Raw genomic sequence first — 24,028 nt, 5'->3', positions numbered from 1 at the left:
CGCTTATCTACCGCGCAAGGCGTCGAGGAGTTCCGAAAGGCCGGGACGAAACGCATGGCCGAGGCCTGACCGCGCGCTCTCGACGACCAGCGGCTGCGGCCAGCCATGCAGGCTGGCGATGATCACCTGCTTGACCGCCTGGAAGATCATCTCGTCCTGATCGAGCACCTGCTTGAGGCGGCCGGCAATCGGCGCAACGATGCCGTAGGCGAGCAGCACGCCCATGAAGGTGCCGACCAGCGCCGAGCCGATCATCGCACCGAGGATCGAAGGCGGCTTGTCGATCGACCCCATCGTCTTGACCACGCCAAGCACCGCCGCGACGATGCCGAGCGCGGGCAGGGCATCGGCCAGCCCCTGCAGCGCGTGCTGGGCTTCGGCTGCTTCGTGGAAATGCGTTTTCATCGCGTGATCCATCACATCCTCGACGGCGTGGACTTCCAGCGTGCCCGAGGACACCACGATCAGCGTCAGCGTGTCACATATCAGCGATGTCAGCGCATGGTTGGCCAGCAGCTTGGGGTATTCGGCAAAGATCGGCGAGTTCTTGGGATCGGTGACATGGCTTTCCAGCGCCACCGGGCCGTCGCTGCGCAGGATCTTCATCAGCTTGGTGCACAGCACGATGGCGTCGACGTGGTCCTGCTTGGAATGCTGCGGCCCCTTGAACACCTTCTTGAAGCCGCCGCCGATGCCCTTCAGCTCGTGCATCGAGTTGCCGGTGACGACCGCGCCCAGCGCCGCACCGCCGATGATCAGCATTTCGTGCGGAATGGCGTGCATCACCGGGCCAAGCGCGCCGCCGGTAATGGCAAAGCCGCCAAAGACCATGGCGAGCAGGATGACGATGCCGACGATCACGAACATGAAACAGGTCCCCGGTGGGCTGGCGCGCTCAGTTCAGCACGCTGAACAGCGAAAGGTTGGCCAGCTTGGCAAAGCTCGCCTGGCTGGCCTGCAGCACCAGCATGGTGTTCTGCAGGCGTGCGATGGATTCTGTGAGATCGGCGCCGCCCACCTCGGTTTTCTCGCTCGTGCGCATTTCGGCAAGCGAGGTGCGGCGCTCGGTGTTGAGATCGATCCAGTTGAGGCGCGAACCGACGACAGTCTGGGCGGTGGTGATCGCGTTGAGCCCGTCGCCGAGCGCGCCGAGCGCATTCTGCGCTGTCGTCGCGCCGCCTGTGCCGGCCTTGAGGTCGTCGGCCAGCGCCTTGGTCAGGGCCAGCAGGTCGACCGTGCCCCCCCCCGACGGGAAGCGCAGAAAGTCCGGTCCGGTCACCCCGCGCGAGACCGACTGGCCTCCACCCAGCGAGATCGTTCCCGCTGCGGCGGTGCCGGCATAGGTCGCATTGCCCGCAGCATCGAGCGTATAGGCATCGCTCGCGCTCTCCCCGCCGAACAGGGCGTTGCCATTGCCGTCACGCGTATTGGCCAGCGCGACGAGGTTGTCGCGGATCTGCGCCACTTCCTCGCCGATCCCGGCACGCTGGCTGGCGCTGAGGGTCGAGGAGGCGGCTTGCGTGGTCAGTTCCTGCAGGCGCGTGACGAAGTTTGCGAACTGCGAAAGCGCGTTGTCGGTCAGCGTCAGGTCGGTCGTCGCGCGGTTGGTCGCGGCGGTGTCGATGTCGTCGAACACATCGGCCCGGGCGAGTTGGCGCAGGCGCGAGGCGGCGACCGGATCGTCGGACGAACGCTGCAGGCGCTCCCCGGTCGACATTTCCGCCTGCGTCTCTTCGGCCTGCTTGCGCAGGGCGGTCAGGTCCATCAGGGACCTTTCGAAGAAGGCGCTGGTCGATGTGCCGAAGATCGTGCTCATTTGCGCTTACCTGATCTGCAGAAGGGTGTCGAAGATGTCGGATGATACCTGCATGACCTTGCCGGACGCCTGAAAGGCCTGCTGGAATCTTACTAGGTTGACCGCTTCCTGATCGAGATCGACGCCCGATTGCGCGGACAGCGCGACCTTGGCGGTATCGGCAATCGTCTGCAGCGCCCCGAGCGTGACGTTGCGCCCGGCCAGCGTGCCCGAAACGTCGAACAGGATCGCGTCCATGGTGCCCGAGGGGTTCACCCCCGCCAGCGCGGTGCGGATCGCTGTCAGGTTCGAGGCATCGCGGCTGCCTGGGGTCGTAGCGGTTGCGGGGGCGGTGGCAATCTTGCGCCCGTCCTCGACGGCCAGCGCCATCGTTGCGGCGGTGGTGCCGGAAAAGATCGCCACGCCCATCGCGCCATCGAGGTCGCGGCCGCCGGTCTGGGCCATGTTGAACGTGTCGACGATGTCGCCGGCAAGAGTGTCCAGATCGGTCTTGAGCTGCGCCCCCTTGGCCAGCGCGAGTTGCTGTCCTGCCAGCGTTCCGCCCGCGAGAGTTACCGCGTTGCCTGCGACAGTGTAGCTTACGGTGCCGTCAGTTGGAGATGTGGCGATGGCCATTGTCGCGGCGGCATTGCCGGTCACCAGATCCTCGCCGCCGCTCCCGCCGATCTTCACGGCGACCTGTCCATCGGCGGAAAAGTCGGTCGCGATATTGGCATAACCGCTCAATTCCTCGAGCAGCTTGTCGCGCTGGTCGAGGAGGGCGGTCTTGTCGCTGCTCGCATCCGAAGCGCGGGCCAGGCGGGTGTTGGTCCGCGCCAGTTCCTGGGCGATGCGGTTGACCTGCGTCACGCCATCGGTGGCAAGAAAGCGCAGGCCGTCGGCTGCGGCGTCCATTTCCTGCGAGGCGATCTGGAACGTCCCGGTCATGGTCCGCGCCTTCTCGATCACCGAGGCGCGCAAGCTCGTGTCGGTCGGGTTCTGGGTCAGCTGCTGGAGCGAGGATTCAAAGCCGACGATCGCGTCGAACACGCCCGACTGCTCGATGGCGGATTCAATGTTCTGCAGGCCGGAAACTTCGGCCTGCGCGCGCGCCACGTCAGACCCGGTGCGGCGCACTTCGGCCTGGCGGAAGGCATCGGCATTGCGCACGATGCCATCGAGCCGGACGCCTGAAAGCGAAAGGTCGCCAATGCGATAGGCGCCGCCGGTCGAGGCGACTTCGCGAAACGCGGCGGAGCGGCGGACATAGCCGGTGGACGAGGCGTTGGCGATGTTCTGCGCGGTGACATCGAGGCCGATGCGCGCGGCCTGCACACCGCTGCGGGCAATCGAGAGGAGATCGGATGCCATGGCTTATGCGCCTCCCTTCGGCACACTTTCCTTGGGAAGCAGCGCAGCCAGGTGGTTCTCGATCTGCCTGGCAAAGCCCAGCGCCCCGGTTTGCGAGGCGATGTCGGCAAAGCGTTCGTCGCGCATCTGCACGAAGGTCTGGTCCATCTTGCCGAACACTTCGTCGCCCCCGAAATCGACCGAGCGGGCGCTGGCCAGCATCTGCCGGACGAAGATCGCCTCGAACTGCCTGGCCGCGCCCGAAAGCTTCTCTCGCTCGGTCGGCGCCTTAGGCGAGAGCGACAGGTTGGCGGCAGTTGTCGGGACAAGCGCGGTCATATCACCACCATCTCCGCCTTGAGCGCACCTGCCTGCTTGAGCGCTTCGAGGATCGCGACGAGGTCCGAAGGGCTGGTGCCCAGCTTGTTGAGCGCATCGACCAGCGAGGACAGCGAGGCGCCCGGCTTGAACAGGGCGACCTTGGCGTCCTTCTCCTCGGCAGCGATCTGGCTGTTGGGCACAATTGCCGTCTGGCCACGGCTGAATGGCGCGGGCTGCGAGACCTGCGGCTTCTCGTCGATCTTCACCACCAGCTTGCCGTGGCTGATCGCGGCGGGTGACAAGCGCACCGCGCTGTTGATCACGACTGTGCCGGTGCGGCTGTTGACGATCACCTTCGCGGCGGTCTCGGCCGGCGTCACGTCGAGCATCTCGATCGCGGCCATCGTGGTCGCGCGGCTGTCGGCCCCGGCGGGGAGACGCAGGGCGAGGGTTACGCCGTCTTCAATCGTGGCCGACTGCGGAAAGCGCGCGTTGATCGCATCGCGCACGCGCTGGGCGGTCATGAAGTCGGCGTCGAACAGGTTCCAGCGCAGCACTTCGCCGCTGTCGAACCCGGTGGCGACGGCGCGTTCCACGCTTGCGCCTTCCGCGATGCGGCCGACGGTCGGCACGTTGACGGTAAGCTGCGAGCCATCGCGCGCGGCGATGCCAAGGCCGCCGACGGCAAGGTTGCCTTGGGCCATCGCGTAGATCTGGCCATCCGCGCCATAGAGCGGCGCAAGGATCAGCGCCCCGCCGCGCAGGGACTTGGCCTTGCCGATGGTCGAGACGGTGACGTCGATGCGCTGCCCCGGCTTGGCGAAGGCGGGGAGTTCGGCGGTAACCAGCACGGCGGCGGCATTCTTCAGACCGGGTGAGATCCCGGCGGGCAGCTGCACGCCGAGGCGTCCTGCGGTGCCCTTCATCGCCTGCGTCAGGTATTCGAGATTGTCGTCGCCGGTTCCGGCAAGTCCGACGACCACGCCATAGCCGGTGAGTTGGTTGGCGCGCACGCCCTGGAACTCGCCAAGGTCGCGCACGCGCTCGGCCATGGCGGGCACGGGCAGGGCCGCCACGAAGGCTGCAAGAACAGGAAGGATGAATCGGGCCAGCATTGCATCAACCTTCAGAAGGGCGAAATCGCGTTGAAGAACTTCGAGAGCCAGCCTTCGCGGCTCGCCCGGCCGACCGAACCGTTGCCGGTGTATTCGACCCGTGCATCCGCAACCTGGCTGGAAAGAATGCGGTTCTCTTGATCGATGTCGCCGAGACGCACGATGCCGGAAAACTGCACCCACTCCTGCCCCTGGCTCAGCATCATGCGCTTTTCGCCGCGCACCAGTGCCGTGCCGTTGGACCTCACTTCCGCGATCGTCACCGCAACCTCGCCGGCGAGCGTGCTCGTCTGCGAGGCATTGCCTTGACCATTGAACGACGATCCGCCCGAAGCATTAAGGGCGGTGGGCTTTATGAACGACAGCGGGCCGGTGGTCGGCGGGGTGACCGAGAACTGCCCGGACTTCTGCGTTCTCGATCCGGCGGTCTTGGCGCTGGTCATGTTCTCGACCAGCATGACCGTGACGAGATCGCCCACGGCATGGGCGCGGCGGCCCTCGACGAAGCCGGTGTATCCGGTGCTGACATTGAAGATCGAGCCTGCCGTGGGCGGGGTGGTTTGCACGGGCACTGCGGGCGCAACCACCGGCTCGAAGCCCTTCTTGGGCTTGGCAGCGGAAGCCGGGTCCAGGCCGAATACCACGGCGGCAGCGACCAGCGAGCCGACGAGCAGAGCGCGCAGCGCGGTCTTGCGGCGGCGCGGGTTGGTTGTAGCGTCCGGGGCGAAATGGCGATCGAAGGGGGTTTCCATGGCAATCACAGCGTCTGGTTCGCGTTCTGGAGCATCTCGTCGACCGCCGAGATCATCTTCGAGTTGATCTCGTAGGCGCGCTGGCACTCGATCATGTCGACCAGCTCCTCGACGACGTTGACGTTGGAGCCTTCGAGGTAGCCCTGCTGAATCTTGCCGCGTCCCAGTTCGCCCGGAACGCCGACCTGCGCCGCGCCGGAGGCTGCGGTTTCCTGCAGAAAGTTGTCGCCCATCGACCTGAGGCCGCCGGGGTTGGCGAAGCTGGCCACGGTGATCTGGCCAAGCTGCGCGGGCTCGTTCTGTCCGGCGATCGTGGCCGAGACGGTGCCATCGTTGGCAATGGTGATGGCGCTTGCGCCTTCGGGAATGGTGATCGCGGGATTGAGCGGATAGCCCTGCGCCGTCACCAGCACGCCCTCTGCCGAACGCGAGAAGTTGCCGGCGCGGGTATAGGCGAGCTGGCCGCCGGGCATCGTCACCTGAAAGTAGCCATCGCCATCGAGCGCAAGGTCCAGCGCGTTGCTGGTGCTCTGCAGCGTGCCCTGGCTGTCGATGCGGGTGGTCGCCTGCACGGCAACGCCGGTGCCGAGGTTGAGGCCGGTGGCATAAGCCGTCTCGTTCGAGGACTGCTGCCCGGCAACGCGTGCGTCCTGATAGGCGAGCGTGGCGAAGTTGGCGCGGTCGCGCTTGAAGCCGGTGGTGCCGACGTTGGCGAGATTGTTGGCGATCACGCGCATCCGCGTGTCCTGCGCTTCCAGGCCGGTGCGGGCGACGTGTAGGGCTGAGCTGGGCATATCGGGTTACCTTTGCGATCAGGAAATGCGCATCAGGGAAGCGCTGGATTCGTCGACTTCCTTGGCTTGGCTGACGACCTTGGTGCGCATGTCGAACAGGCGCTGGGCTTCGACCATCTCGACCAGCACGCGGGTGGGATCGACGTTGGACTGCTCGAGGCTGCCGACCATCAGCCGGGCCTCTTCGTCCTGCGGGAGCACCCCCGGCTGACCGTTCTGGCCGGGCACGCGGAACAGGCCGTCGAGGCCTTTCTCGATCCTGCTGCCGATGGTGGAGGCGATCTTGATACGCCCGACCAGCTGGGGGGGCTGGTCGGGCGCTTCGGGATTGGCGACGGAAACGCCGCCATCGGGGGAGATTGTCACCTTGGAGCCGAGCGGGACCGTGATCGGGCCGTTCTCGCCGATGACCGGGCGGCCATCGCCGTTTTCCAGCACGCCGCCCGCGCTCACCGCCAGATCGCCGCGGCGCGAATAGACCTCGCTGCCATCCTCGGCCTGCAGGCTGAGCATGGTGTCGCCGGTCAATGCCACATCCATCGGCTTGCCGGTTGAGATCAGCGTGCCCTGCGCCATCGACGCGCCGCGCACTTCGCCATCGGTCATCGCGCGGGCTTCGAGGCTGGGGCCCTTCAGCGTCATCGGCGTGGCCGTGAGCATCTCGGCGCGGAAGCCGATGGTCTGCGCGTTGGCCATGTTGCTGGCGATCACGCGCTGGCGCACGGTCGATCCGGTCATGCCGGAATAGGCGGTGTAGATCAGGCGGTCCATGGGCGAGGCTCCGTCAAAGAGGTGCGGATCAGGTCTGCAGCTGGATCACGGTCTGCGAGATCTGCGTGGCGGTATCGATCGCCTTTGCATTCGCCTGGAAATTGCGCTGCGCGGTGATCAGGCCGACCAGTTCCTCGGCAATGTCGACGTTCGAGCGTTCGAGCGCGCCCGACAGCAGCGAGCCGTACTGGCCGGTGCTGGGCTGGCCATAGGTCGGCGCGCCCGAAATGCCGGTGGTCACCCAGTTGGACGAGCCGACCTGCTTGAGGCCCTGCGGCGCGATGAAGCTGGCGAGCGCCACCTTGCCGATGATCACGTTCGAACCATCGGCGTAGGAGGCCGTCACCGCGCCATCGTCGCCAACTGTAATCCCGGCGAATTCGATGGGATTGCCTGCAGCATCGGTGCCGTTGCTGGCAGGAATGACCGCATCGGCGGGCGTGGTCGAGGTGATCGTTCCTGCGGCATCGGTCGGGAAGACCTGCAGGCGATTGCCCGATCCGTCGCTGATATGGCCGCCGCCATCGACGGTCAGGCTGCCATTGCGGGTGAACAGCGTCTGGCCGGTCACCACGTTGCGGGTGGTGAAGAAGCCGTCGCCGTTGATCGCAAGGTCAAGCGCGGAGCCGGTCTGTTCGATCGGTCCCAGCGCGAAGTTCTGGGTGATCGATTCCACCGCAGCGCCGATCCCGACGACCAGCTTGGGATTGGTGAAGGCGCTGCCGACGACGATGTCGGCAAATTCGGTTCGACTCTTCTTGAATCCGGTGGTTTCGGCATTGGCGATGTTGTGGCTGATCACGCCAAGATCGGTCTGGGCGTTCCTGAGGCCGTTGAGCGAAGTGTAGAAGGACATGCGCGTCTCCTGCGGGGCTTAGGCTTGGGCTGTGGTAGGCTGGCTGGCGAGCAGCTTGGCGACCGTGCTGTTGAGCGTGTCGAGCTTGGTCGAGATCGCCGAGAGCGTGTCGGACTGCTTGGTCATCGTGCCGAGCGAGTCCTTCATGTCGTTGAGGTTCGACAGCGACGAGAACTGGGCGAGCTGCGCCAGCATCTGGGTATTGTCGACTGGCTCGGTCGGGTCCTGGTTCTGCAGCTGCGTGGTCAGCAGCTTGACGAAATCCTCGGCCCCCATCGCGCCCCAGCCTTGCCCGGCCTTCGACGATGTGGTGGCGCCGTTGACGCCGGTGGTGGCAGTTACGGAAGCGATCGACATTATTTCATCCTCATCGTTTCAAGCATCAGCTGCTTGGCGGTCTGCATCGCCTCGACCACATTCTGGTACTGGCGCGAGCTTTCGAGCATCTCGACCATCTCGGCGTTCTCATCGACCGGGGCGGTCCAGACATCGCCATTGGCATCGGCGAGCGGGTGGCCCGGATCGTGCTGGCGAATGGGCGTGGCGTCGGAGCGTTTCACGGCAGCGACGCGGACGGTGGACAGGCCGTTCGCCTGGTCGAGCTGTTCGGCAAAGACCGGGCGCAGCGGACGATAGGCTTCCTGCTCGGTGGAGGTAACCGTCCCCGCGTTGGCAAGGTTCGATGCCGCCGCGTTCATCCGCACCAACTGGGCCGACATCGCCCGGCCGGTAACCTGGAACAGGGTGAGGGGATTGTTGCCCGCCATCGCTTATTCGCCCTTGATCGCGCGGGTGATGGTCTCGACCCGGCCCTTGAGGAAAGTGAGCGTGGCCGAATAGCCCACGGCGTTCTCGGCAAAGGCGGTCTGCTCGGTTGCCATCTCGACCGTGTTGCCATCGAGGCTCGGCATCACCGGCACGCGGTAGCGCGTGGCCGAGGCGATTGCCTTGTCCTCGCTCATGCCTGCGGTGCGGGCCTTCAGCGCGGCGGCAAAGTCGATGTCGCGGGCCTTGAAGCCCGGCGTTGCGGCATTGGCGATGTTCGAGGTCAGCAGGCCCATGCGCTGCGAGCGCAATTCCAGCGCCGCGCCGTGGATGCCGAATAGGGACTCGCTCATGGGTGTTGCCTTCACTGGCTGACGGATTGCTGCCGGTGTTTCAGCAAGCACCGTGCCAAATGCCGGAATCGAGCGGTTCCGGCCCTCGGCTGCCGAATCCCGGCGGTCTGACCGGCAAAGCCTTGCCGCAACCGGCAGAAATGCGCCGATCTTCCGGGCAAGGGGCTGAAATACCTGAAAGAGCTGCCGTTCTTGGAGGCGAGGAGACGCCCCCGCCCATGCCATCTGCCCCGCTCATCGACGGTCTGTCCCTCGCCATCGTGCTGGGCGGGACGGCGCTTGCCACCGTGTTGCGCTCGGGTCGGAGAGAACTGCAGCTTACAGCGCAGGCGCTTTTTGGCCTCTTCACCCGTCGCTTCTCGGCCGTGCAGGCCAAGGCCGATCTCGCCTCGCAGGTCTCTGCCATCAGGCGCGATGGCCTGTTGCGGGCCAGTCCGCGCGCCATCGGCGATCGCGAGTTCGATGACGTGACCGACGTGCTGATCCGCTCGCGTTCGCTCGATGCGCTGATCGAGCGGCACCACGATCATCGCCGCGCTCGCCTCGCCACCGCCAATGCCGCGGTGCGGACGCTGGCGCAGGCGGCTGAGCTGGGACCGGTGTTCGGCATGGTCGGCACGCTGGTCTCATTGAGCCGTCTGCCTGCGACCGGGCTTGAACAGGGCGCCTTGAGCGGCGCGATCTCGATGGCGGTGATGACCACGCTTTATGGCCTGCTCATCGCCAATCTCGTGCTTGCTCCCTTGGCGCGGGCGGTGGAGCGGCGCGCGCAGGATGAGGAACGGCAGCGGCAGGACGTGATCGACTGGCTGTCGGGCCAGATCGAGCCTGCCTTGCCGGTAGCGCACCACCAACACCACCCGGCGGTGCAGAACCTCCATCACCGCGCGCGGGCCGAGGCATGATCGTTCGTGCCGGAACCGGCTGGCAATACGCGCTCGCCGACCTTTCGCTGATCCTGTTCCTCGCCACGGCTTCGGCGCTGTCGCAGACAGGCGGCAAGACCAAGGTTGCGCCACCGCCGCCGCCCATCGCCGCCGCGACGGAGAGCGAACCTGTCGCCGTGTGGAGCACCGGCAGCGAAGCACCGCCCTTGCGTACGTGGCTCGGCCAGTTCGGACAGGACCCGCGCCTCGAGGTGCGGGTGATCGTGCGTTATGTCGGCGATACTCGTCTCGCCGCACTCGCCCAGGCGGTGCAGCTGGCCGAGTCCGGTGGCCCCCGCGCCAGACACGCCCGCATCCTCGTCGAACCGGGCGATCGCGCCGGGGCGAGCGTGGCGCTGGTCTACAGCAGCGAGACGGCGGCCTCGGGCGGAGGCAGCCGCTCTGGCACGATGATTGCTGGTTAGCGGCAAAGCATCAGCTGGATGCCGACCATGACCACAACCCGTTTCCTTGCCGCCGCCCTCTTCGCTACTGCCCCGGCCGCACCGGCGTCGGCGCAGTCCTCGCCCTTCCACGATCTGGTTGCGATTGACCGCGCCGTGACTGCATTCACCGGCGCAGGCATCGGCGAGCCCGGTGGCGCCACGCTGCCGGTAGACCGCCGCCTGCGCCTTGCCGCGTGCAGATCGCCGCTCTCGCTCGACTGGCAAGGAAGCCGGCAGGATACCGTCCTCGTCCAGTGTCCCGATGCCGGAGGCTGGCGGCTGTTCGTCGCCACATCCGGCAGCGCCCGGCAAATGGCTGCCGCCCCACCGGCAATCGCTCGCGGCGAAGCGGTGACGATCAGCGTTGCGGGTGATGGCTTCTCGGTTGCGCAGTCAGGAGAAGCCATGGAATCCGGAGCCGTGGGCGCTTGGATCCGTGTGCGCACCAGCGCCCGCGCCACTCCCCTTCGCGCACGGATAGAGCGGCCCGGACTCGTCGTCGTCCCGGTCGACTGACCCTCCCGGTTCTGCCAGTTTTCACCAACCGGCAAAAATTTTCCGCTCCCGGCCTTAAGACATCGGCAAGACCACCGTTCTTGTCTGCATGAAACGCTAGGAGCGGTACCATGTCACCAATTGAAATCGGTGCATCGCGCCCGGTTGGGCCGGTGCAGGTCAGTACGCCCAAGACCACGCGGGCAGGTTCTGCGGCCCCGGCCACCGAGGCTTTGACCCCGGTGGAATCCGGTGCAGCTGCCCAGGTCGAGAAGTCCAGTGCTCTCGATGCCGGACAGGCTGCGCCCGTCGATGCCGAGCGCGTGAAGGTGATCCGTCACGCCATCGAGACCGGCACTTACCCCGTCGTGCCCGCCAAGATCGCCGACGCCATGATTGCCGCCGGCATGCTGCTGAGGACTGCCCAGTAATGGCTACTGCAACGCTCGCTCACCCATCGGACCTTCGCGACACGCTGCGGCAGATGCTTGCCGTGCTGCAGGAGGAACGGCACGCCCTTGCCGGGCTCGATCTCGACATGATCATGGGCTGCGCGTCGAGCAAGGCCGATCTTTGCGGCACGCTGGTCGATGTCGATCACGCGCTGGTGGACGAGGAATGCCGTGGCCTGCTTGAAGCGGCGCGCCGCCAGAACGAGGCCAATCGCAAGGTGCGCAACCTGATCGCGGCCAACGTTTCGGCCCGTCTCGACGCGCTCTCCGGCTCGGCTCCGCTATACCGCCCGAACGGTCAGGTCCACCGCCTGCGCACTGCCTGAGCCTGTTTGGCACGGCCCTTGCTGAACACCTTCCACAGCGCCGCGACGCGGCAGCCGGAAGGAAAGATCAGTGAGTTCAGCCGATGTTTTCGCATTGCCCGGTTCCCCGGCCGCCATCAGCGGTGCCGGGGCGAACGTGCGTTCGGCGATTGCCGGCGCCGCGCAGGCCACCGGCACCGATTTTGCCTACCTGATGGCACAGGCGAGGCTTGAGTCGAGCCTCGACCCTTCCGCCCGCTCGCGCACGTCGAGCGCCTCTGGCCTCTACCAGTTCACCACCGGCACCTGGCTGCGCACGCTGGAGAAGCATGGCGCCGAACATGGTCTCGCCTGGGCCAGTGACATGATCCGTAGCGGCGCGGCGAGCGATCCTGCCACCCGCGCCCAGCTGCTCGCCCTGCGCTTCGATCCGCAAGTTGCCGCAACCATGGCGGGCGAGCTGGCGGGCGATAACAGTGACTTCCTGACCGGCGTCCTCGGCCGTCAGCCAGACCATGCCGAGCTCTACGTCGCCCATTTCTTCGGGGCCGAAGGGGCGGGGCGCTTCCTCGGCGCGCTCGCCAGCGATCCTTCACAAAGTGCCGCGTCGATCCTGCCTTCCGCGGCATCCGCCAACCGCTCGACATTCTACGACCGCAGCGGCAATGCCCGCACGGTCGGCGAGGTGATGAACCTGATTCGCACCCGCATGGCGGGCGCCAGCGAAGGTGCGACCGGCGACGAAGCCCTGCAATGGCCCGCCAGCATGGGCGTCACGCCCGCAACGGCTCCAGTACAGCAGTTCACCGGCGGCCCGATCGCCCAGGAATTCCAGAGCGCGGCGGCAAGCACCGGCAATCCGCTGCCGGTGGCGGCAAGCTCGATGGCCGATACCTTGCGCCAGGCCTTCGCCCTCAACGACGGCGCCTCGGCCCCCGCTCACGTCCGGCAGGCTTATGGCCGCCTTTCGGCGCTAGGGCTCTAAGCGATGCTGAAGCGTTTCGGCTCCCCCGCCGCGATGGCCTTGCCCGGCGGCATCCTCATGCTGATCGTGCTGATGGTCGTGCCGATCCCGGCCGTCCTGCTCGACGTGTTTTTCGTGCTCAACATCGCGCTCTCGGTGGCGATCCTGATGGCGGCGATGAATGCGGAAAAGCCGCTCGATTTCTCCTCGTTCCCCTCGGTCCTGCTGTTTGCCACGCTGCTGCGCTTGGCGCTCAACGTCGCCTCCACCCGCATCGTGCTGGTCAACGGCCACGAAGGCGGCGCGGCAGCGGGCCACGTGATCGAGGCCTTTGGCGCTTTCCTGATCGGCGGCAACTTCGCAGTCGGCCTGTTCGTGTTCATGATCCTGATGATCATCAACATGGTGGTCGTCACCAAGGGCGCGGGCCGCGTCTCGGAAGTCTCCGCGCGCTTCACCCTCGATGCCTTGCCCGGCAAGCAGATGGCGATCGACTCCGACCTTGCCGCAGGCCTGCTCACTGCCGACGAAGCCAAGGCCCGACGCCGCGAAGTGGCGACCGAGGCGGATTTCTACGGCTCGATGGACGGCTCGTCCAAGTTCGTGAAGGGCGATGCCATCGCCGCGCTGCTGATCCTTGGCGTCAACATCATCGCCGGTTTCTGCCTCGGCATGATCAGCCACGGCCTCACCGCCACGCAAGCCGCGCAGTTCTACATCACGCTCGCCATTGGCGATGCGCTGGTGGCACAGGTCCCCTCGCTGCTGCTGTCCATTGCCGCCGCCGTCATCGTCACCCGCGTCTCCGACAGTCGCGACCTGACCGGGCAGATCGGTGGCCAGTTCGCCAATCCCGCGATCTGGTTGCCCGTCGCCGTGATCCTCGGCGCCATCGGCGCGATCCCGGCGATGCCGCAGATCGTGTTCCTGCCTGCCGCCGGCCTCGCTGGTTGGCTGTGGTGGACGCTCAAGAAGCGCGCCGACCGTCCCGCCCCGGTGGCCGTGGTCGCACCCGAACCGATCGACCCCAACCGCATCACGCTCGAAGAAGTCAGCGACCACACCCTCGTCACCATCGAGATGGGCTATGGCCTGATCCATCTGGTCGACGAACGCCGCGGCTCCCCGCTGGTCGCCCGCCTCACCGGCGTGCGCAAGCAGCTCAGCCAGGCTTTCGGCTTCATCGTCCCCCAGTTCCGCGTGCGGGACTCGCTGGAACTCGGTGCCAATGCCTATCGCATCCTGCTCGGCGGCGTCCCCGTCGGCATTGCCGAGATGCGCCCCGACAAGATCCTCGCCATCGACGCGGGCGAGGCGAGCTCCGACCACGGTTTGCGCGGCGAGCCAACCCGCGATCCCAGCTTCGGCTGCCCTGCCATCTGGATCGAGCCCTCGCAGCGCGATCTCGCCATCGCCGAGGGCTTCCTCACCGTCGATGCCAGCACTGTCGTCGCCACCCACCTCAACCAGGTTCTGGGCGACCGCCCGTCCGCACTGCTCGGCCCCGACGAGGTCAAGGCGATCCTCGAAGCGGTCAAGGAACGCGCCGCAGGGTTGGTCGAGACGATCCATCCGCAGCCGATGTCGCTGGGCGCGCTCACCCGCTTGTTCCACGCCCTGCTCGACGACGGCATCTCCATCGCCCACCCTCTGCCGATTCTCTCGGCGCTGAGCGAGGCGCTGCAGCAGACCAACGACCACGACCGCCTCGTCGACCTGCTGCGCACCGATCTTGGCGCAATGATCGTCGGTCGAATCTGTGGTCCCGACGAATGCCTGCCGGTGGTCACACTCGAAGCCGGGCTCGAACAAATGATCGTCGGCGGCATGCACGATCCGGCCACCGGCCAGCCGGTGATCGAACCCGATCTTGCCCGCGGCATCGGCGAGCGTATCTCCGCGCTGATCGCCGAGCGTGGCCCCGCCGCGCCGCCCGTTGCCCTGATCGTCCAGCCCCGTGCCCGCCGCCCGCTGGCTGCACTGCTGCGGCTGCGCGCGCCGAACTGTCAGGTCATGTCGATTTCCGAACTGCCGCCTTCGCAGCCGATCGAGGTCATCTCGGTCATCGGCGGCGAAGCGCCTCCGCACCCCGCCCGTCAAGAGCTGCCTATCCCTGAGGGACTTGCCGCATGAAACACGACCATCGCGGTTTCGCCGCCGCCCGCGCCTATGCGCAGAACGAGGCTGCCGACCGTATCCGCCGCTTCCTGCCCATGGTGAAGCGCCTTGCCTGGCACGTCCACGGCTCGGGCCGCGCCGGGATAGAGATCGAGGACCTGATTCAGGCGGGCCTTGTCGCGCTGACCGAATGTTCGCAGCGCCACGACGGCCCCACCGAGGACGGCTTTGCCGCCTACGCCAAGCTGCGCGTGCGCGGGGCCATGGTCGATCTCGTCCGCCGCTCCACCCCGCTTTCGCGTTCTGCAACAGAGCGCCGCCGCCTGCTGCGCGAGAAGACCACGGCGCTGACCAACGATCTCGGTCGCCCGCCCAATGATGCCGAACTCGCCGCCGCCATGGGCCTGACCGAGCGCGAACTCGCCGATCAGAAGGCGGCCGACGAGCCCTTGCGCTTCGAAGCCATCGACGATGCCTATTCCGACAGCAATGCCGCCTTCGCCGATGACCGCCCCGATGCCTTCGCCATGCTGGCCGACGACGAGATGCGCGGCGCGGTTGCTTCGGCCATTGGCGATCTGCCCGAACGTCTGCAGATGATCATCCAGCTCTACTTCGTCGAGGAACTCAACCTCGCCGAAATCGCCGAAGTCCTCGGCGTCAGCATCCCGCGTGTGCACCAGCTGAAGGCGCAGGCGCTCGACAAGCTGCGCGGCGCATTGGGCGAGAGCTACGATATTCTCTGACCCCGCTTGCCAAGTCTCCCGAGTCAGTTTAACCGATCAGTTAAATGTGAGTTTGGGGAGTGGCAGGAATGGCGATCAGGACACGCATCACCGAAATGCTCGGTATCGAGCATCCCATCGTGCAGGGCGGCATGATGAATGTGGGCTATGCGGAGCTGGCGGCTGCGGTCTCGAACGCGGGCGGCCTCGGCATCATCACCGCGCTGACCCAGCCTACGCCCGACGCGCTACGCGACGAGATCGAGCGGACCAAGGCGATGACGTCGAAGCCCTTCGGCGTGAACATGACGATCTTCCCGACCGTCAATTCGCCGGACTACAGGGCCTACGCCCAGGCAATCATCGACGGCGGCGTGAAGATCGTCGAAACCGCCGGTACGCAGGCGGTGCGCGAGATCTGGGAAATGCTCAAGCCCCACGGCGTGACCATCCTGCACAAGTGCACGGCGGTGCGCCATGCGCTCTCCGCTGAACGCGCCGGTTGCGACATCATCTCGATCGACGGCTTCGAATGCGCCGGCCACCCCGGCGAGGACGACATTCCCGGTCTGATCCTGATCCCCGCCGCTGCCGACAAGGTGAAGATCCCGATGCTCGCCAGCGGGGGCTTTGGCGATGGCCGCGGTCTGGTCGCTGCGCTGAGCCTCGGGGCCGAGGGGATCAACATGGGCACGCGCTTCTGCGCGACGGTCGAGGCGCCGATCCACGACAACGTCAAGCAGGCCTACATCAACAACGACGAGCGCGGCAGCTTCCTGATCTTCCGCAACTTCAAGAACACCGCGCGGGTCGGCCGCAGCGAAGTGTCCGAGGAGGTCGTCCGCCGCCTGTCCAAGCCCGATGCGAAGTTCGAGGACGTGCAGGAACTGGTCAATGGTCGCGCGGGCAAGCAGCTGCTTGAAACCGGCGATCTCACCAAGGGCGTGTTCTGGGCAGGCATGGTCCAGGGCCTGATCCACGACATCCCGACCTGCCAGCAACTGATCGATCGCATCGTCGGCGATGCTGAGACCATCATTCGCGGCCGCCTCGAAGGCATGGTCGCATGAAGATCGATTCCGGCATCAGCGCGGTCGTCACCGGCGGCGCTTCGGGTCTCGGCCGCGCCACGGCAGAGGCTCTCGCCGCCGCAGGCGTCAAGGTCGCGATCTTCGATGTGAACGAGGAGCAAGGCGAGGCCGTCGCTCGCGCCATCGGCGGCCTGTTCTGCAAGGTCGACATCACGTCCGAGGAATCCGTCGTCGCAGGTTTCGCCAAGGCGCGCGCGGCCCATGGGCAGGAGCGCATCTGCGTCCACTGCGCGATGACCCATCGCAAGGGCAAGACCGTCAGCCGCAACCGCGAGACCGGCGAGTTCACGAGGCTTTCGACCGAGGACTACGAATACGCCGCGCAAGGCATCCTCATCGCCAGCTACCGCGTCGCCTCCCTCTCGGCATTGGGCATGGCCAGTCTCGATCCGCTGGAAGACGGCGAGCGGGGGACGATCATCCTTACCGCTTCGGTCGCGGCGCAGGACGCGCAAGTGGGGCAGGTTGCCTACGGTTCGCTCAAGGCGGGCGTGAACGGCCTCGTCCTGCCGATGGCGCGCGATCTGATGGACCTCGGCATCCGCGTCAACGCAATCATGCCTGGCATCTTCGGCACGCCGCTCTTGGGCCGCCTGCCCGACAAGGTGCTCGACAGCCTCAACGCGTCGGTCCCGTTCCCCAAGCGGCTCGGCAAGCCTGAAGAGTTTGCCAGCCTCGCCATGGAACTGGTGCGCAATACCTACTTCAACGGCCAGGCGATCCGCCTCGACGGCGCGATCCGCATGGCCCCTCGCTGAGGATTCCCGCATGACCCAATCCCCGTTCCGTGACGATGTCCTTGCCGGCAAGACCGCGTTCATCGCCGGCGGCACCAGCGGCATCAATCTCGGCATCGCCAAGCGCTTTGCCGAACTCGGCGCCCGCGTGGCAGTTCTCGGCCGCAACCCGGAAAAGGCTGCTGCCGCTGCCGCCGAGATCGGCCACGATGCGGTGTGGCGCGCCGCCGACGTGCGTGATTACGCTGCGATCTGCGAGGCGATGAAGTCGGTGCGCGACGAGATCGGCGCGCTCGACATCGTCATCTCGGGTGCGGCCGGAAACTTCCTCGCGCCGGTCCTCGGCATGTCGGCCAATGCGTTCAAGACCGTGGTCGACATCGACCTGCTGGGCACCTTCAACGTCTTCCGGGGCTGCCACGAACTGCTCAACCCCGGTGCCTCGCTGATCGCGATCACGGCAGGGCAGGCCGAACAGGCGATGGCGATGCAGGCCCATGCCTGTGCCGCCAAGGCCGGGATCAACCAGCTTGTCCGCACGCTGGCGATCGAATGGGGACCGGACGTGCGCGTCAACGGCATCTCGCCGGGCCCGATTGCCGACACCGAAGGCATGGCCCGCCTCGCGCCCGACGAGACCACCCGGCAGGCACACTATGCCCGCATCCCGATGAAGCGCTGGGGTACGGCCTACGAGATCGGCGAAGCGGCGGTGTTCCTCTCGACGCCCGCCGCCAGTTACGTCACCGGCGCGATCCTCGACGTCGACGGCGGCAGCTCGGTGGGCGATGCTTCGCGTACCAGCACAGCCAAGGGGCTGGCGTAAACTCGTCATTCCCGCGCAGGCGGGAATCCAGCGAGACGCGCTTTCCTCTGGATCCCCGCCTGCGCGGGGATGAAGAACTTGTGGTTCAGCCCGCGTGCTCGCCCGACAGGATCGGGTCGCCCACCTGCATCGTCTTGCCATCGGTGACGATGACCTTGTCGCCGAGCGAGGCGATGCGGAACAGCTTTTCGGCAAAGGCATCGGGCACGCCGATGCAGCCATTGGTGGCATAGCCCTTTTCCACCTTGCTGCCGTGGATCGAGACGCCGTCGTTGGTCAGCCGCATCATCCACGGCATCGGCGCGTCGTAGATATTGGAAACGTGGTCGGCGTCCTTCTCGGTGATCGGAAACACGCCGGTCGGCGTCGGCTTTTCGCCATAGCCCTTGAGGATCGCCGCCGCGCCGATCTCGTGGCCATCGCGGAACACCGAGATCACCCGCGCGGTGAGGTCCACCGTCACCACCAGCTTGCCCGCTGTGGGCGCGCGGGCCTCGTCCCAATAGAACTTGCCGAACTTGATCGGCTCGTTGATCGGCAGGATCGACTTGACCACGAACGGCCCTTCGATCGGCTTCTGCGCCACAGCCGGAGCGGGCTTGGGGCTGGGCACCATCGCAGGCGCGGCTTCTGCCGTGCCGTTGCCGAAGGCGACTTGCGCGATGTCCTGCCCGGCGTGGAAGGCGAGCAGCGAGGCAGCGCCCGTGGCGAGCACGCCCAGCGGCATCCGCACCCAGCGCTTCGTCCACCAACCCGATTGCGAGGCCATCGCCAACTCCTTTCCCGTTAAGGAATAGGCATTAACGCGTGTGCTTGCGAGTCCCGATCCAACCGCGTCCCGGCGCGGGACGGCGGGCGTCTGGCAGGTTATCAAGCGTAGTTAACGCGCGGGCAGTGCCAGCTGTCGCCACAGCCGCTCCAACGGCCCTTGCCCGTAGCGTCGCAGCCACCACCGCGGCCAGATGAGCATCGCCACCCAGCCGAGCAGCACGAAGGCCGGAAGCCAGACGCGCGGCAGTTCGTCTCCGAGGCCCAGTCCCCAGCCGGAGAACAGCGCCGTCATCAGGACTGTCGTGCCGAGGTAGTTGCTGAACGCGCAACGCCCCGCTGCTGCCAGCGCCCTGCCGATCCGCAACCGCTGCACCGCCGGAAAGACCAGCACCAGCAGAGCGGCATAGCCGAGCGCCATCAGCAGGTGGGGCAAGGCCATGCCATCCTCGATCGCCATGAACATCGCTCGCGGTGGCCAGCCATGGCCCTGCAACCATTGCGCCGCCAACAGGGTCGGCACGCCGCCAAGCATGATCCCGCCCACCGCCAGCCCCACCAATCGGCCACGCGGCCATCCCGTGAAGAACCCGCCGCGCACCATCGCCATGCCCAGCAGCATCAGCGGCACCGTCTCGGTAAAGGTCGAAAGCGTGGTGGTTAGTGGCTGCAACGGGGCATTCGACAGCTTCAGCCAGATCGCGTCGAAGAACCCGGCGTTCAGCACCGCAAGGTCGTTTGCGACCGAGGCGGCAATCCGGCCCATCATCGCGGCCTGTTCTGCCACGTCAGCCTGCGGAGCGGTGCCGGCCAGAACCGCCTGTTCGGCCAGTACGCCGGGCAGGGCCAGCAGCGCTTCGATCACATGGACCAGCACGTAGAAGGGCAGGGCGATCAGCACCAGCTGGCGCGGCTCCAGCCTTCGCAGCAGCAGCGCCGCCAACCCGCACAGCGCATAGAGAAACAGGATGTCGCCCCACCACAGCAGCGCGAAGTGGAGGTAGCCGAACAGCGCGAGCCACAGCAGCCGCCGGATCTGCGCCGTGTCCGGGTCAAACCCCTTGCGCTCTGCGGCCTGCGCGAACAGCACCATGCTGGCCCCGAACAGCATGCTGAACAGCGCCCGCATCTTGCCCTCGAACACCACGAAAGCAAACGCGAACCAGCCGTAGGCGGCAGGCTCTGCGCGGGGGATCGCTGGGGAGAAGGTGGCCAGCGAAGGCCCCCAGAACCCGGTGACGTTGATCGCCAGTATGCCCAGCACGGCAACGCCGCGCAGGAAATCGATCGCGTCTATGCGGGTAGGGGGAACATCCTCGGCCAAGCCATCAGGGCTTTACCACCAGGCAAGTGAAGCCGCCAGCCTTGAGCGCGCCGCAAGCCTTGTCGGCCTCGGCCTGACCCGCAAAGCCCCCTGCCAGCAATCGCGTGACTGCTCCGGAAGGCAGGTCGATCCGGCCATGGCCCGCAAGTTCTGGCCGTCCCTTGACCTTGCTCCACAGCCCGTCGGCATTGGCCTTGACGCCGAATGCGCCCAGCTGAATGCGCCAATTGCCTTGGGCCTTTGGGGGAGGGGGCGCAGCTTTTGGCTCCTTGGTCACGATTGGCTTTGCTGCCGGAGCTTCCGCCACATGCACGGCACCCGATGGCGCCTTCACCACCGGCTTGGCGACAGGCGCGTTGCTGCCGACTACCCGCTTGGGCGCGGGCATTGTCACTGGATTGGCAAAATCTGCCCCGGCGGTGATCACCGAGGGCGGCACTTCGGCCTTTTCCAGCGAGCCCGTGGTTGTGCTGGGGCGAACCGGCGCAGTCGGCAAGGGCTTGGCACCCAGATCGGCCGCCGCGAACTGCTCCGACCGCTTGGCCTGAGCCTTCTGCTCAAGATCCGCCGCCAGTGACACGCCAAGCTGGCGCTGTTCCAGCGGGATCATGTTGTCCATCATGGTAAGCGCGCGCGTCGCCTGCTCCAGACCGCTCGCCGCCGCCCGGCTGGTCAGCGCATAGGCGCGGACCCAGTCCTTGCCCACGGTATCGCCGTTGAAGTGCGCGATGCCGAGGATGTACATCGCGCGCGGCTCGCCGCGCTCGGCCGAAGCCTGCAGGAAGGGCGCAGCTTCGGCCTTGCGGTTGTCCTGAAACAGCAGCAGACCAAGCGTGTCGGATGCCTTGATGTGACCCTGTTCTGCCGCCTTGCGATACCACGCCTCGGCGCGCTTCAGGTCTTGCGGCGCGCCCTTGCCGAGCTTGTAGGCCTGGCCGATGTTGAACTGCGCATCGGCATCGCCCTTGGCTGCCGGGCCGAGCCATTCCTTGACGGCCGCGTCGAACTCCCCGCGAGACCATGCATCCACCCCGGCCTTGGTGTCGGCCAGCGCAGGCGTTGCCATGAGGATTGCCGCCGCCATCACCGGGATCGCTGCCGTCGCTGTGCGCTGGAAGTGTCTCATGCTTGCCCAAGTCCGTTTCGGTAAATTGCGTGACGCGTGCGTGGTGATCGATCCTGCAACCCGCAGTCCGCCGTTGCCGGCCTTATAGTCAACGAGGCGTTAGCGAAGTCTTAGCGACCGATCTTGGCTGCAAACCGCCGTTGCCTGTGCCTTCGACGATACCTGCGCTTGTGCGCCCGTCGGCAAAATTGAACCGGCGTTAACCGAAATTTCAGCCCGATCTGCGAATCCGGACCGCGAGAGTTTGTGCATTTCGGGGGAATTGGGCTTTGCGCGTACTGGCATTGGCATCGCAGAAGGGCGGATCGGGCAAGACCACGTTGTCCGGGCACCTCGCCGTCCAGGCCCAGCGCGCAGGCGCCGGCCCCGTCGTGCTGATCGACATCGACCCGCAAGGCTCGCTGTCCGACTGGTGGAACGAGCGCGAGGCCGAATTCCCCGCCTTTGCCCAGACCACCGTCGCCCGCCTTGCCTCGGACCTCGCCATCCTGCGCCAGCAGGGCTTCAAGCTCGCCGTCATCGATACGCCGCCGGCCATCACCATGGCGATCCAGTCGGTGATCTCTGTAGCCGAACTGATCGTCGTGCCGACGCGTCCGAGCCCGCACGACCTGCGCGCCGTCGGTGCCACGGTCGACCTGTGTGACCGCGCCGGCAAGCCGCTGATCTTCGTCGTCAACGCCGCCACCCCCAAGGCGCGCATCACTTCGGAAGCCGCCGTGGCCCTGTCGCAGCATGGCACGGTCGCGCCGGTAACGCTGCACCACCGCACCGATTTCGCGGCCTCGATGATCGATGGCCGCACCGTCATGGAATGCGATCCGGGCGGCAAGTCTGCCGCCGAAGTCGCCGCGCTGTGGACCTATATCTCCGAGCGCCTCGAAAAGAACTTCCGCCGCACCGTCTTTGCCGTGCCGCAGCAGGCTGCAGCGGTGCCGATGGCCGGGGCGCCGCGCCCGATGGGTGGCTTCGGCCGCCGCGTCGTCGGTTCCTGAGGAGGCGCTGCCGATGAGCGCGTCCAAGCCTCTCGCCTCGCTCTCGCCGAGCCTGCTTGCCCGCAAGGGCGCCGCCCGTCCGGCGATGCGCCCGCAACTGGCGATCAGCTACGAAGAGCAGAGCCGCTTCCTCACCCAGGACGACCTCGGCTGGAACGACCTTGGCGAGGACGTCGCCGCAGCGGCGGTTAATGCGCCCGTCGAACAGCCGGTCGTCGTCCAGCAGATCGAGGCCCTGGCCGAAAAGGTCGCCGCCTTCGAAAAGCCCGCGCAGCCCGGCGAGTTTGCTTCCGCAGCCTCGGTCAAGATCGCGCGCAACCGCGTGAAGGCCGGAAAGCCGGTCCGTTCCGCATTGCAGGAGGGGCGCAAGGCCGCTTTCACCTTGCGCCTCGACAACTACCGCCACGTCCGCCTGCGCCTTGCCTGCACCCTCGAGGATCGCAGCGCTCAGGAACTGGTGACCGAGGCGCTCGACCGCTTTCTCGCCGACCTTCCCGGGCTTGAGGACATCGCCCGCCGCGCCATCACGCGCAACTGATGCCTGAGGGGACCATGGACATGATCACCGCATTCGCTCCCAACCGCGCCGCCCGCCTCGCGATCTCGACCGCGCTTGCCGCTGGCGTGCTGACCGGTTGCACCACCGGCGGGGCCCATCCCGACAAGTACGCCTCCTCGGCCCAGACCGCGCTGGCCAAGGGCACCACGACCGCCGCGATCGACAATGCCGAGAAGGCGGTCCTCGCCGATCCGCGCAACGCCGCTTACCGCGTCCTGCTGGGCAATGCCTACCTCAAGGCCGGTCGCTTCGAATCCGCCCGTCAGGCCTATGACGAATCGATGGAGCTTGGTGAGGATTCGAGCCGCACCGCGCTCAGCCTGGCCCTGGCCGACATCGCGCTTGGCCGTCATGCCGAAGCGGTCGACACGCTCAATTCCTATCGCGACAGCCTCGCCGCCGCCGATTACGGCCTTGCCCTCGCTCTGGCCGGGCAGCCGCAGCAGGGCGCGCAGATCCTGTCGCAGGCGCTGCGCAATGGCGAGAATACCCCGAAGGTCCGCCAGAACCTCGCGCTGGCCTATGCCCTTGCCGGTCAGTGGCGCGAGGCGCGCACCATGGCCGCGCAGGACGTGCCCGCCGACCAGCTTGGCGAGCGCATGGAGCAGTGGGCGATGATGGGCTATTCGGAGCGCACCCGCGACCGCGTGGCGAACCTCCTCGGCGTGCCGCTGCGCGGTGACAATGGCCAGCCGCAGGCGCTGGCGCTGGCGAATTTCCCTGCCACCGAACAGCTGGCAGCCGAAGCAGCGACGCGGGCGGAACCTGCCGCCGCTCCGGCTCTCGCCGAAGCCGCAGTGAAGGAACTGCCTGCAACCGAGCCGGCTGCACCGTCACCCTCGCTCGCGGATTCCTCGTCGCAGTCGCAGCAGACCCAGCTTGCCCTGATCGACGTACCCGCCTCGCAGCCCTACGTTCGCCCCGCTGCCGCACCGGCACGCAAGGCAGCGCCTGCGGCAAAGCCGGTGGCGGCGCCTGCCAAGGCCGGAACGCATCTCGTCCAGCTCGGCTCGTTCTCGACGCCCGAGGGCGCCCGTCGCGCCTGGCGCCACTACACCGCGCGCAATCCGGACCTCAAGGGCTTCACCAACGTGACCACGCAAGTCACCGTCAATGGCAAGCAGTTCTGGCGCGTGCAGGCGGCGGGCTTTGGCGGCTATGCCTCGGCCAGCTCGATGTGCGGCTCGGTCAAGGCGCGCGGCGGCGTGTGCCTGGTGATGCGCGGCGCCGCTCCGGCGCAGCCTGGCCAGCAGCGCCCGACCGAGAGCCGCATGGCCAAGCGCTGACCTTCAGCGGTTA

At 66.7% G+C, this 24,028-nt stretch carries 29 protein-coding genes; 14 read left to right on the top strand and 15 right to left on the bottom strand.

Translation table 11 applies throughout. The features are described 5' to 3' along the window. Positions 1 to 3 precede the first annotated feature (3 nt). The 12 genes from motA to flgB are packed head-to-tail and all read right to left on the bottom strand — an operon-like array spanning position 4 to position 8,872. The gene (gene motA / locus I2488_RS13350; protein WP_196276311.1) at positions 4 to 867 is read right to left on the bottom strand and encodes a flagellar motor stator protein MotA; all 864 of its coding nucleotides are present in this window, start codon (positions 865 to 867) and stop codon (positions 4 to 6) included. Positions 868 to 895: 28 nt separating this feature from the next. Then, positions 896 to 1,816: a flagellin N-terminal helical domain-containing protein gene (locus I2488_RS13345; protein ID WP_196276310.1), complete on the bottom strand. Its 921-nt coding sequence runs from the start codon at positions 1,814 to 1,816 to the stop codon at positions 896 to 898. Positions 1,817 to 1,822: 6 nt separating this feature from the next. Beyond that, the gene (flgK, locus tag I2488_RS13340) at positions 1,823 to 3,166 is read right to left on the bottom strand and encodes a flagellar hook-associated protein FlgK (RefSeq protein WP_196276309.1); all 1,344 of its coding nucleotides are present in this window, start codon (positions 3,164 to 3,166) and stop codon (positions 1,823 to 1,825) included. Positions 3,167 to 3,169: 3 nt separating this feature from the next. Beyond that, positions 3,170 to 3,484 (bottom strand): flagellar biosynthesis protein FlgJ, encoded by a 315-nt coding sequence (locus I2488_RS13335; protein ID WP_196276308.1) that lies wholly within the window; start codon positions 3,482 to 3,484, stop codon positions 3,170 to 3,172. Continuing rightward, complete coding sequence (locus I2488_RS13330) at positions 3,481 to 4,581, bottom strand: flagellar basal body P-ring protein FlgI (protein ID WP_196276307.1); 1,101 nt, start codon at positions 4,579 to 4,581, stop codon at positions 3,481 to 3,483. Before I2488_RS13330 ends, I2488_RS13335 begins: the two co-directional genes overlap by 4 nt. Positions 4,582 to 4,592: 11 nt before the next feature. Next, a complete protein-coding gene (locus tag I2488_RS13325) occupies positions 4,593 to 5,333 on the bottom strand; it encodes a flagellar basal body L-ring protein FlgH (protein ID WP_196276306.1) in 741 nt (246 codons plus the stop codon). Between the two features lie 5 nt (positions 5,334 to 5,338). After that, a complete protein-coding gene (gene flgG / locus I2488_RS13320) occupies positions 5,339 to 6,127 on the bottom strand; it encodes a flagellar basal-body rod protein FlgG (RefSeq protein ID WP_196276305.1) in 789 nt (262 codons plus the stop codon). Between the two features lie 18 nt (positions 6,128 to 6,145). Continuing rightward, a complete protein-coding gene (locus I2488_RS13315; RefSeq protein WP_196276304.1) occupies positions 6,146 to 6,898 on the bottom strand; it encodes a flagellar basal body rod protein FlgF in 753 nt (250 codons plus the stop codon). 28 nt (positions 6,899 to 6,926) lie between these two features. Next, positions 6,927 to 7,754 (bottom strand): flagellar hook-basal body complex protein, encoded by an 828-nt coding sequence (locus I2488_RS13310; protein WP_196276303.1) that lies wholly within the window; start codon positions 7,752 to 7,754, stop codon positions 6,927 to 6,929. Between the two features lie 18 nt (positions 7,755 to 7,772). Then, the gene (locus tag I2488_RS13305; RefSeq protein ID WP_196276302.1) at positions 7,773 to 8,111 is read right to left on the bottom strand and encodes a flagellar hook assembly protein FlgD; all 339 of its coding nucleotides are present in this window, start codon (positions 8,109 to 8,111) and stop codon (positions 7,773 to 7,775) included. Next, positions 8,111 to 8,521: a flagellar basal body rod protein FlgC gene (flgC, locus tag I2488_RS13300; RefSeq protein ID WP_196276301.1), complete on the bottom strand. Its 411-nt coding sequence runs from the start codon at positions 8,519 to 8,521 to the stop codon at positions 8,111 to 8,113. Before flgC ends, I2488_RS13305 begins: the two co-directional genes overlap by 1 nt. Before the next feature lie 3 nt (positions 8,522 to 8,524). Further along, entirely contained in the window at positions 8,525 to 8,872 is a 348-nt protein-coding gene (flgB, locus tag I2488_RS13295; RefSeq protein WP_196276300.1) for a flagellar basal body rod protein FlgB, read from the bottom strand. A gap of 218 nt (positions 8,873 to 9,090) precedes the next feature. Here flgB and I2488_RS13290 point away from each other — a divergent pair, with 218 nt between their 5' ends. From I2488_RS13290 to I2488_RS13240, 11 genes are all read left to right on the top strand, one after another. Further along, positions 9,091 to 9,777 carry a MotA/TolQ/ExbB proton channel family protein gene (locus tag I2488_RS13290; protein ID WP_196276299.1) on the top strand — a complete coding sequence of 229 codons (687 nt, stop codon included), beginning with the start codon at positions 9,091 to 9,093 and terminating at the stop codon, positions 9,775 to 9,777. Then, entirely contained in the window at positions 9,774 to 10,223 is a 450-nt protein-coding gene (locus I2488_RS13285) for a hypothetical protein (protein ID WP_196276298.1), read from the top strand. The genes I2488_RS13290 and I2488_RS13285 overlap by 4 nt, the downstream gene beginning before the upstream one ends. 27 nt (positions 10,224 to 10,250) lie before the next feature. Then, on the top strand, positions 10,251 to 10,760 hold the full coding sequence (locus tag I2488_RS13280) for a flagella basal body P-ring formation protein FlgA (RefSeq protein WP_196276297.1): 510 nt from the start codon (positions 10,251 to 10,253) through the stop codon (positions 10,758 to 10,760). 110 nt (positions 10,761 to 10,870) lie between these two features. After that, on the top strand, positions 10,871 to 11,170 hold the full coding sequence (gene flgM, locus I2488_RS13275; RefSeq protein ID WP_196276296.1) for a flagellar biosynthesis anti-sigma factor FlgM: 300 nt from the start codon (positions 10,871 to 10,873) through the stop codon (positions 11,168 to 11,170). Beyond that, positions 11,170 to 11,517: a flagellar protein FlgN gene (locus I2488_RS13270; protein ID WP_196276295.1), complete on the top strand. Its 348-nt coding sequence runs from the start codon at positions 11,170 to 11,172 to the stop codon at positions 11,515 to 11,517. The genes flgM and I2488_RS13270 overlap by 1 nt, the downstream gene beginning before the upstream one ends. A gap of 70 nt (positions 11,518 to 11,587) precedes the next feature. Further along, complete coding sequence (locus I2488_RS13265) at positions 11,588 to 12,481, top strand: transglycosylase SLT domain-containing protein (RefSeq protein WP_343071069.1); 894 nt, start codon at positions 11,588 to 11,590, stop codon at positions 12,479 to 12,481. 3 nt (positions 12,482 to 12,484) lie between these two features. Continuing rightward, complete coding sequence (locus I2488_RS13260) at positions 12,485 to 14,593, top strand: flagellar biosynthesis protein FlhA (RefSeq protein ID WP_196276294.1); 2,109 nt, start codon at positions 12,485 to 12,487, stop codon at positions 14,591 to 14,593. Beyond that, positions 14,590 to 15,324, top strand: coding sequence for a sigma-70 family RNA polymerase sigma factor (locus I2488_RS13255; protein ID WP_196276293.1), 735 nt, complete (start codon positions 14,590 to 14,592; stop codon positions 15,322 to 15,324). The genes I2488_RS13260 and I2488_RS13255 overlap by 4 nt, the downstream gene beginning before the upstream one ends. Before the next feature lie 68 nt (positions 15,325 to 15,392). After that, on the top strand, positions 15,393 to 16,373 hold the full coding sequence (locus tag I2488_RS13250) for an NAD(P)H-dependent flavin oxidoreductase (RefSeq protein WP_196276292.1): 981 nt from the start codon (positions 15,393 to 15,395) through the stop codon (positions 16,371 to 16,373). Beyond that, positions 16,370 to 17,152, top strand: a complete 783-nt coding sequence (locus I2488_RS13245) for an SDR family oxidoreductase (protein ID WP_196276291.1) — start codon at positions 16,370 to 16,372, stop codon at positions 17,150 to 17,152. Before I2488_RS13250 ends, I2488_RS13245 begins: the two co-directional genes overlap by 4 nt. Positions 17,153 to 17,162: 10 nt before the next feature. Further along, positions 17,163 to 17,957, top strand: coding sequence for an SDR family oxidoreductase (locus I2488_RS13240; RefSeq protein WP_196276290.1), 795 nt, complete (start codon positions 17,163 to 17,165; stop codon positions 17,955 to 17,957). 85 nt (positions 17,958 to 18,042) lie between these two features. Here I2488_RS13240 and I2488_RS13235 read toward each other — a convergent pair whose 3' ends face one another. The 3 genes from I2488_RS13235 to I2488_RS13225 all read right to left on the bottom strand — a co-directional run bounded on the left by I2488_RS13235 (position 18,043) and on the right by I2488_RS13225 (position 21,175). Then, a complete protein-coding gene (locus I2488_RS13235; protein WP_196276289.1) occupies positions 18,043 to 18,726 on the bottom strand; it encodes a L,D-transpeptidase family protein in 684 nt (227 codons plus the stop codon). Between the two features lie 111 nt (positions 18,727 to 18,837). After that, the gene (locus I2488_RS13230) at positions 18,838 to 20,049 is read right to left on the bottom strand and encodes a DUF418 domain-containing protein (RefSeq protein ID WP_196276288.1); all 1,212 of its coding nucleotides are present in this window, start codon (positions 20,047 to 20,049) and stop codon (positions 18,838 to 18,840) included. Positions 20,050 to 20,053: 4 nt separating this feature from the next. Beyond that, a complete protein-coding gene (locus I2488_RS13225; RefSeq protein WP_246465659.1) occupies positions 20,054 to 21,175 on the bottom strand; it encodes an SPOR domain-containing protein in 1,122 nt (373 codons plus the stop codon). 269 nt (positions 21,176 to 21,444) lie between these two features. On the opposite strand from I2488_RS13225, the gene I2488_RS13220 reads away from it, so the two are divergent. From I2488_RS13220 to I2488_RS13210, 3 genes are read left to right on the top strand one after another with little or no spacing between them, the layout of a single operon-like run. Further along, positions 21,445 to 22,170, top strand: a complete 726-nt coding sequence (locus I2488_RS13220) for a ParA family protein (protein WP_196276287.1) — start codon at positions 21,445 to 21,447, stop codon at positions 22,168 to 22,170. 13 nt (positions 22,171 to 22,183) lie between these two features. Further along, the gene (locus tag I2488_RS13215; RefSeq protein WP_196276286.1) at positions 22,184 to 22,708 is read left to right on the top strand and encodes a hypothetical protein; all 525 of its coding nucleotides are present in this window, start codon (positions 22,184 to 22,186) and stop codon (positions 22,706 to 22,708) included. Continuing rightward, the gene (locus tag I2488_RS13210; protein ID WP_196276285.1) at positions 22,708 to 24,015 is read left to right on the top strand and encodes an SPOR domain-containing protein; all 1,308 of its coding nucleotides are present in this window, start codon (positions 22,708 to 22,710) and stop codon (positions 24,013 to 24,015) included. The genes I2488_RS13215 and I2488_RS13210 overlap by 1 nt, the downstream gene beginning before the upstream one ends. The last annotated feature ends 13 nt before the right edge of the window (positions 24,016 to 24,028 follow it).

Source organism: Novosphingobium jiangmenense, assembly GCF_015694345.1.
In the GTDB taxonomy this organism is placed as follows: domain Bacteria; phylum Pseudomonadota; class Alphaproteobacteria; order Sphingomonadales; family Sphingomonadaceae; genus Novosphingobium; species Novosphingobium jiangmenense.
The sequence above is the reverse complement of the archived record's forward strand: the minus strand, read 5'-3'. Positions and strand labels throughout refer to the sequence as shown.

Bases quoted from the DNA above. Each gene is read 5' to 3' on its own strand.
- I2488_RS13280 (WP_196276297.1), top strand. From the start codon at position 10,251: ATGACCACAACCCGTTTCCTTGCCGCCGCCCTCTTCGCTACTGCCCCG.
- I2488_RS13330 (WP_196276307.1), bottom strand. From the start codon at position 4,581: ATGCTGGCCCGATTCATCCTTCCTGTTCTTGCAGCCTTCGTGGCGGCC.
- I2488_RS13345 (WP_196276310.1), bottom strand. From the start codon at position 1,816: ATGAGCACGATCTTCGGCACATCGACCAGCGCCTTCTTCGAAAGGTCC.
- flgG (WP_196276305.1), bottom strand. From the start codon at position 6,127: ATGCCCAGCTCAGCCCTACACGTCGCCCGCACCGGCCTGGAAGCGCAG.
- I2488_RS13260 (WP_196276294.1), top strand. From the start codon at position 12,485: ATGCTGAAGCGTTTCGGCTCCCCCGCCGCGATGGCCTTGCCCGGCGGC.
- I2488_RS13315 (WP_196276304.1), bottom strand. From the start codon at position 6,898: ATGGACCGCCTGATCTACACCGCCTATTCCGGCATGACCGGATCGACC.
- flgC (WP_196276301.1), bottom strand. From the start codon at position 8,521: ATGGCGGGCAACAATCCCCTCACCCTGTTCCAGGTTACCGGCCGGGCG.
- I2488_RS13240 (WP_196276290.1), top strand. From the start codon at position 17,163: ATGACCCAATCCCCGTTCCGTGACGATGTCCTTGCCGGCAAGACCGCG.
- I2488_RS13255 (WP_196276293.1), top strand. From the start codon at position 14,590: ATGAAACACGACCATCGCGGTTTCGCCGCCGCCCGCGCCTATGCGCAG.
- I2488_RS13285 (WP_196276298.1), top strand. From the start codon at position 9,774: ATGATCGTTCGTGCCGGAACCGGCTGGCAATACGCGCTCGCCGACCTT.
- I2488_RS13270 (WP_196276295.1), top strand. From the start codon at position 11,170: ATGGCTACTGCAACGCTCGCTCACCCATCGGACCTTCGCGACACGCTG.
- I2488_RS13305 (WP_196276302.1), bottom strand. From the start codon at position 8,111: ATGTCGATCGCTTCCGTAACTGCCACCACCGGCGTCAACGGCGCCACC.
- I2488_RS13235 (WP_196276289.1), bottom strand. From the start codon at position 18,726: ATGGCCTCGCAATCGGGTTGGTGGACGAAGCGCTGGGTGCGGATGCCG.
- I2488_RS13225 (WP_246465659.1), bottom strand. From the start codon at position 21,175: ATGAGACACTTCCAGCGCACAGCGACGGCAGCGATCCCGGTGATGGCG.
- I2488_RS13215 (WP_196276286.1), top strand. From the start codon at position 22,184: ATGAGCGCGTCCAAGCCTCTCGCCTCGCTCTCGCCGAGCCTGCTTGCC.
- I2488_RS13210 (WP_196276285.1), top strand. From the start codon at position 22,708: ATGCCTGAGGGGACCATGGACATGATCACCGCATTCGCTCCCAACCGC.
- I2488_RS13335 (WP_196276308.1), bottom strand. From the start codon at position 3,484: ATGACCGCGCTTGTCCCGACAACTGCCGCCAACCTGTCGCTCTCGCCT.
- I2488_RS13245 (WP_196276291.1), top strand. From the start codon at position 16,370: ATGAAGATCGATTCCGGCATCAGCGCGGTCGTCACCGGCGGCGCTTCG.
- flgK (WP_196276309.1), bottom strand. From the start codon at position 3,166: ATGGCATCCGATCTCCTCTCGATTGCCCGCAGCGGTGTGCAGGCCGCG.
- flgB (WP_196276300.1), bottom strand. From the start codon at position 8,872: ATGAGCGAGTCCCTATTCGGCATCCACGGCGCGGCGCTGGAATTGCGC.
- I2488_RS13310 (WP_196276303.1), bottom strand. From the start codon at position 7,754: ATGTCCTTCTACACTTCGCTCAACGGCCTCAGGAACGCCCAGACCGAT.
- flgM (WP_196276296.1), top strand. From the start codon at position 10,871: ATGTCACCAATTGAAATCGGTGCATCGCGCCCGGTTGGGCCGGTGCAG.
- I2488_RS13290 (WP_196276299.1), top strand. From the start codon at position 9,091: ATGCCATCTGCCCCGCTCATCGACGGTCTGTCCCTCGCCATCGTGCTG.
- I2488_RS13325 (WP_196276306.1), bottom strand. From the start codon at position 5,333: ATGGAAACCCCCTTCGATCGCCATTTCGCCCCGGACGCTACAACCAAC.
- motA (WP_196276311.1), bottom strand. From the start codon at position 867: ATGTTCGTGATCGTCGGCATCGTCATCCTGCTCGCCATGGTCTTTGGC.
- I2488_RS13250 (WP_196276292.1), top strand. From the start codon at position 15,393: ATGGCGATCAGGACACGCATCACCGAAATGCTCGGTATCGAGCATCCC.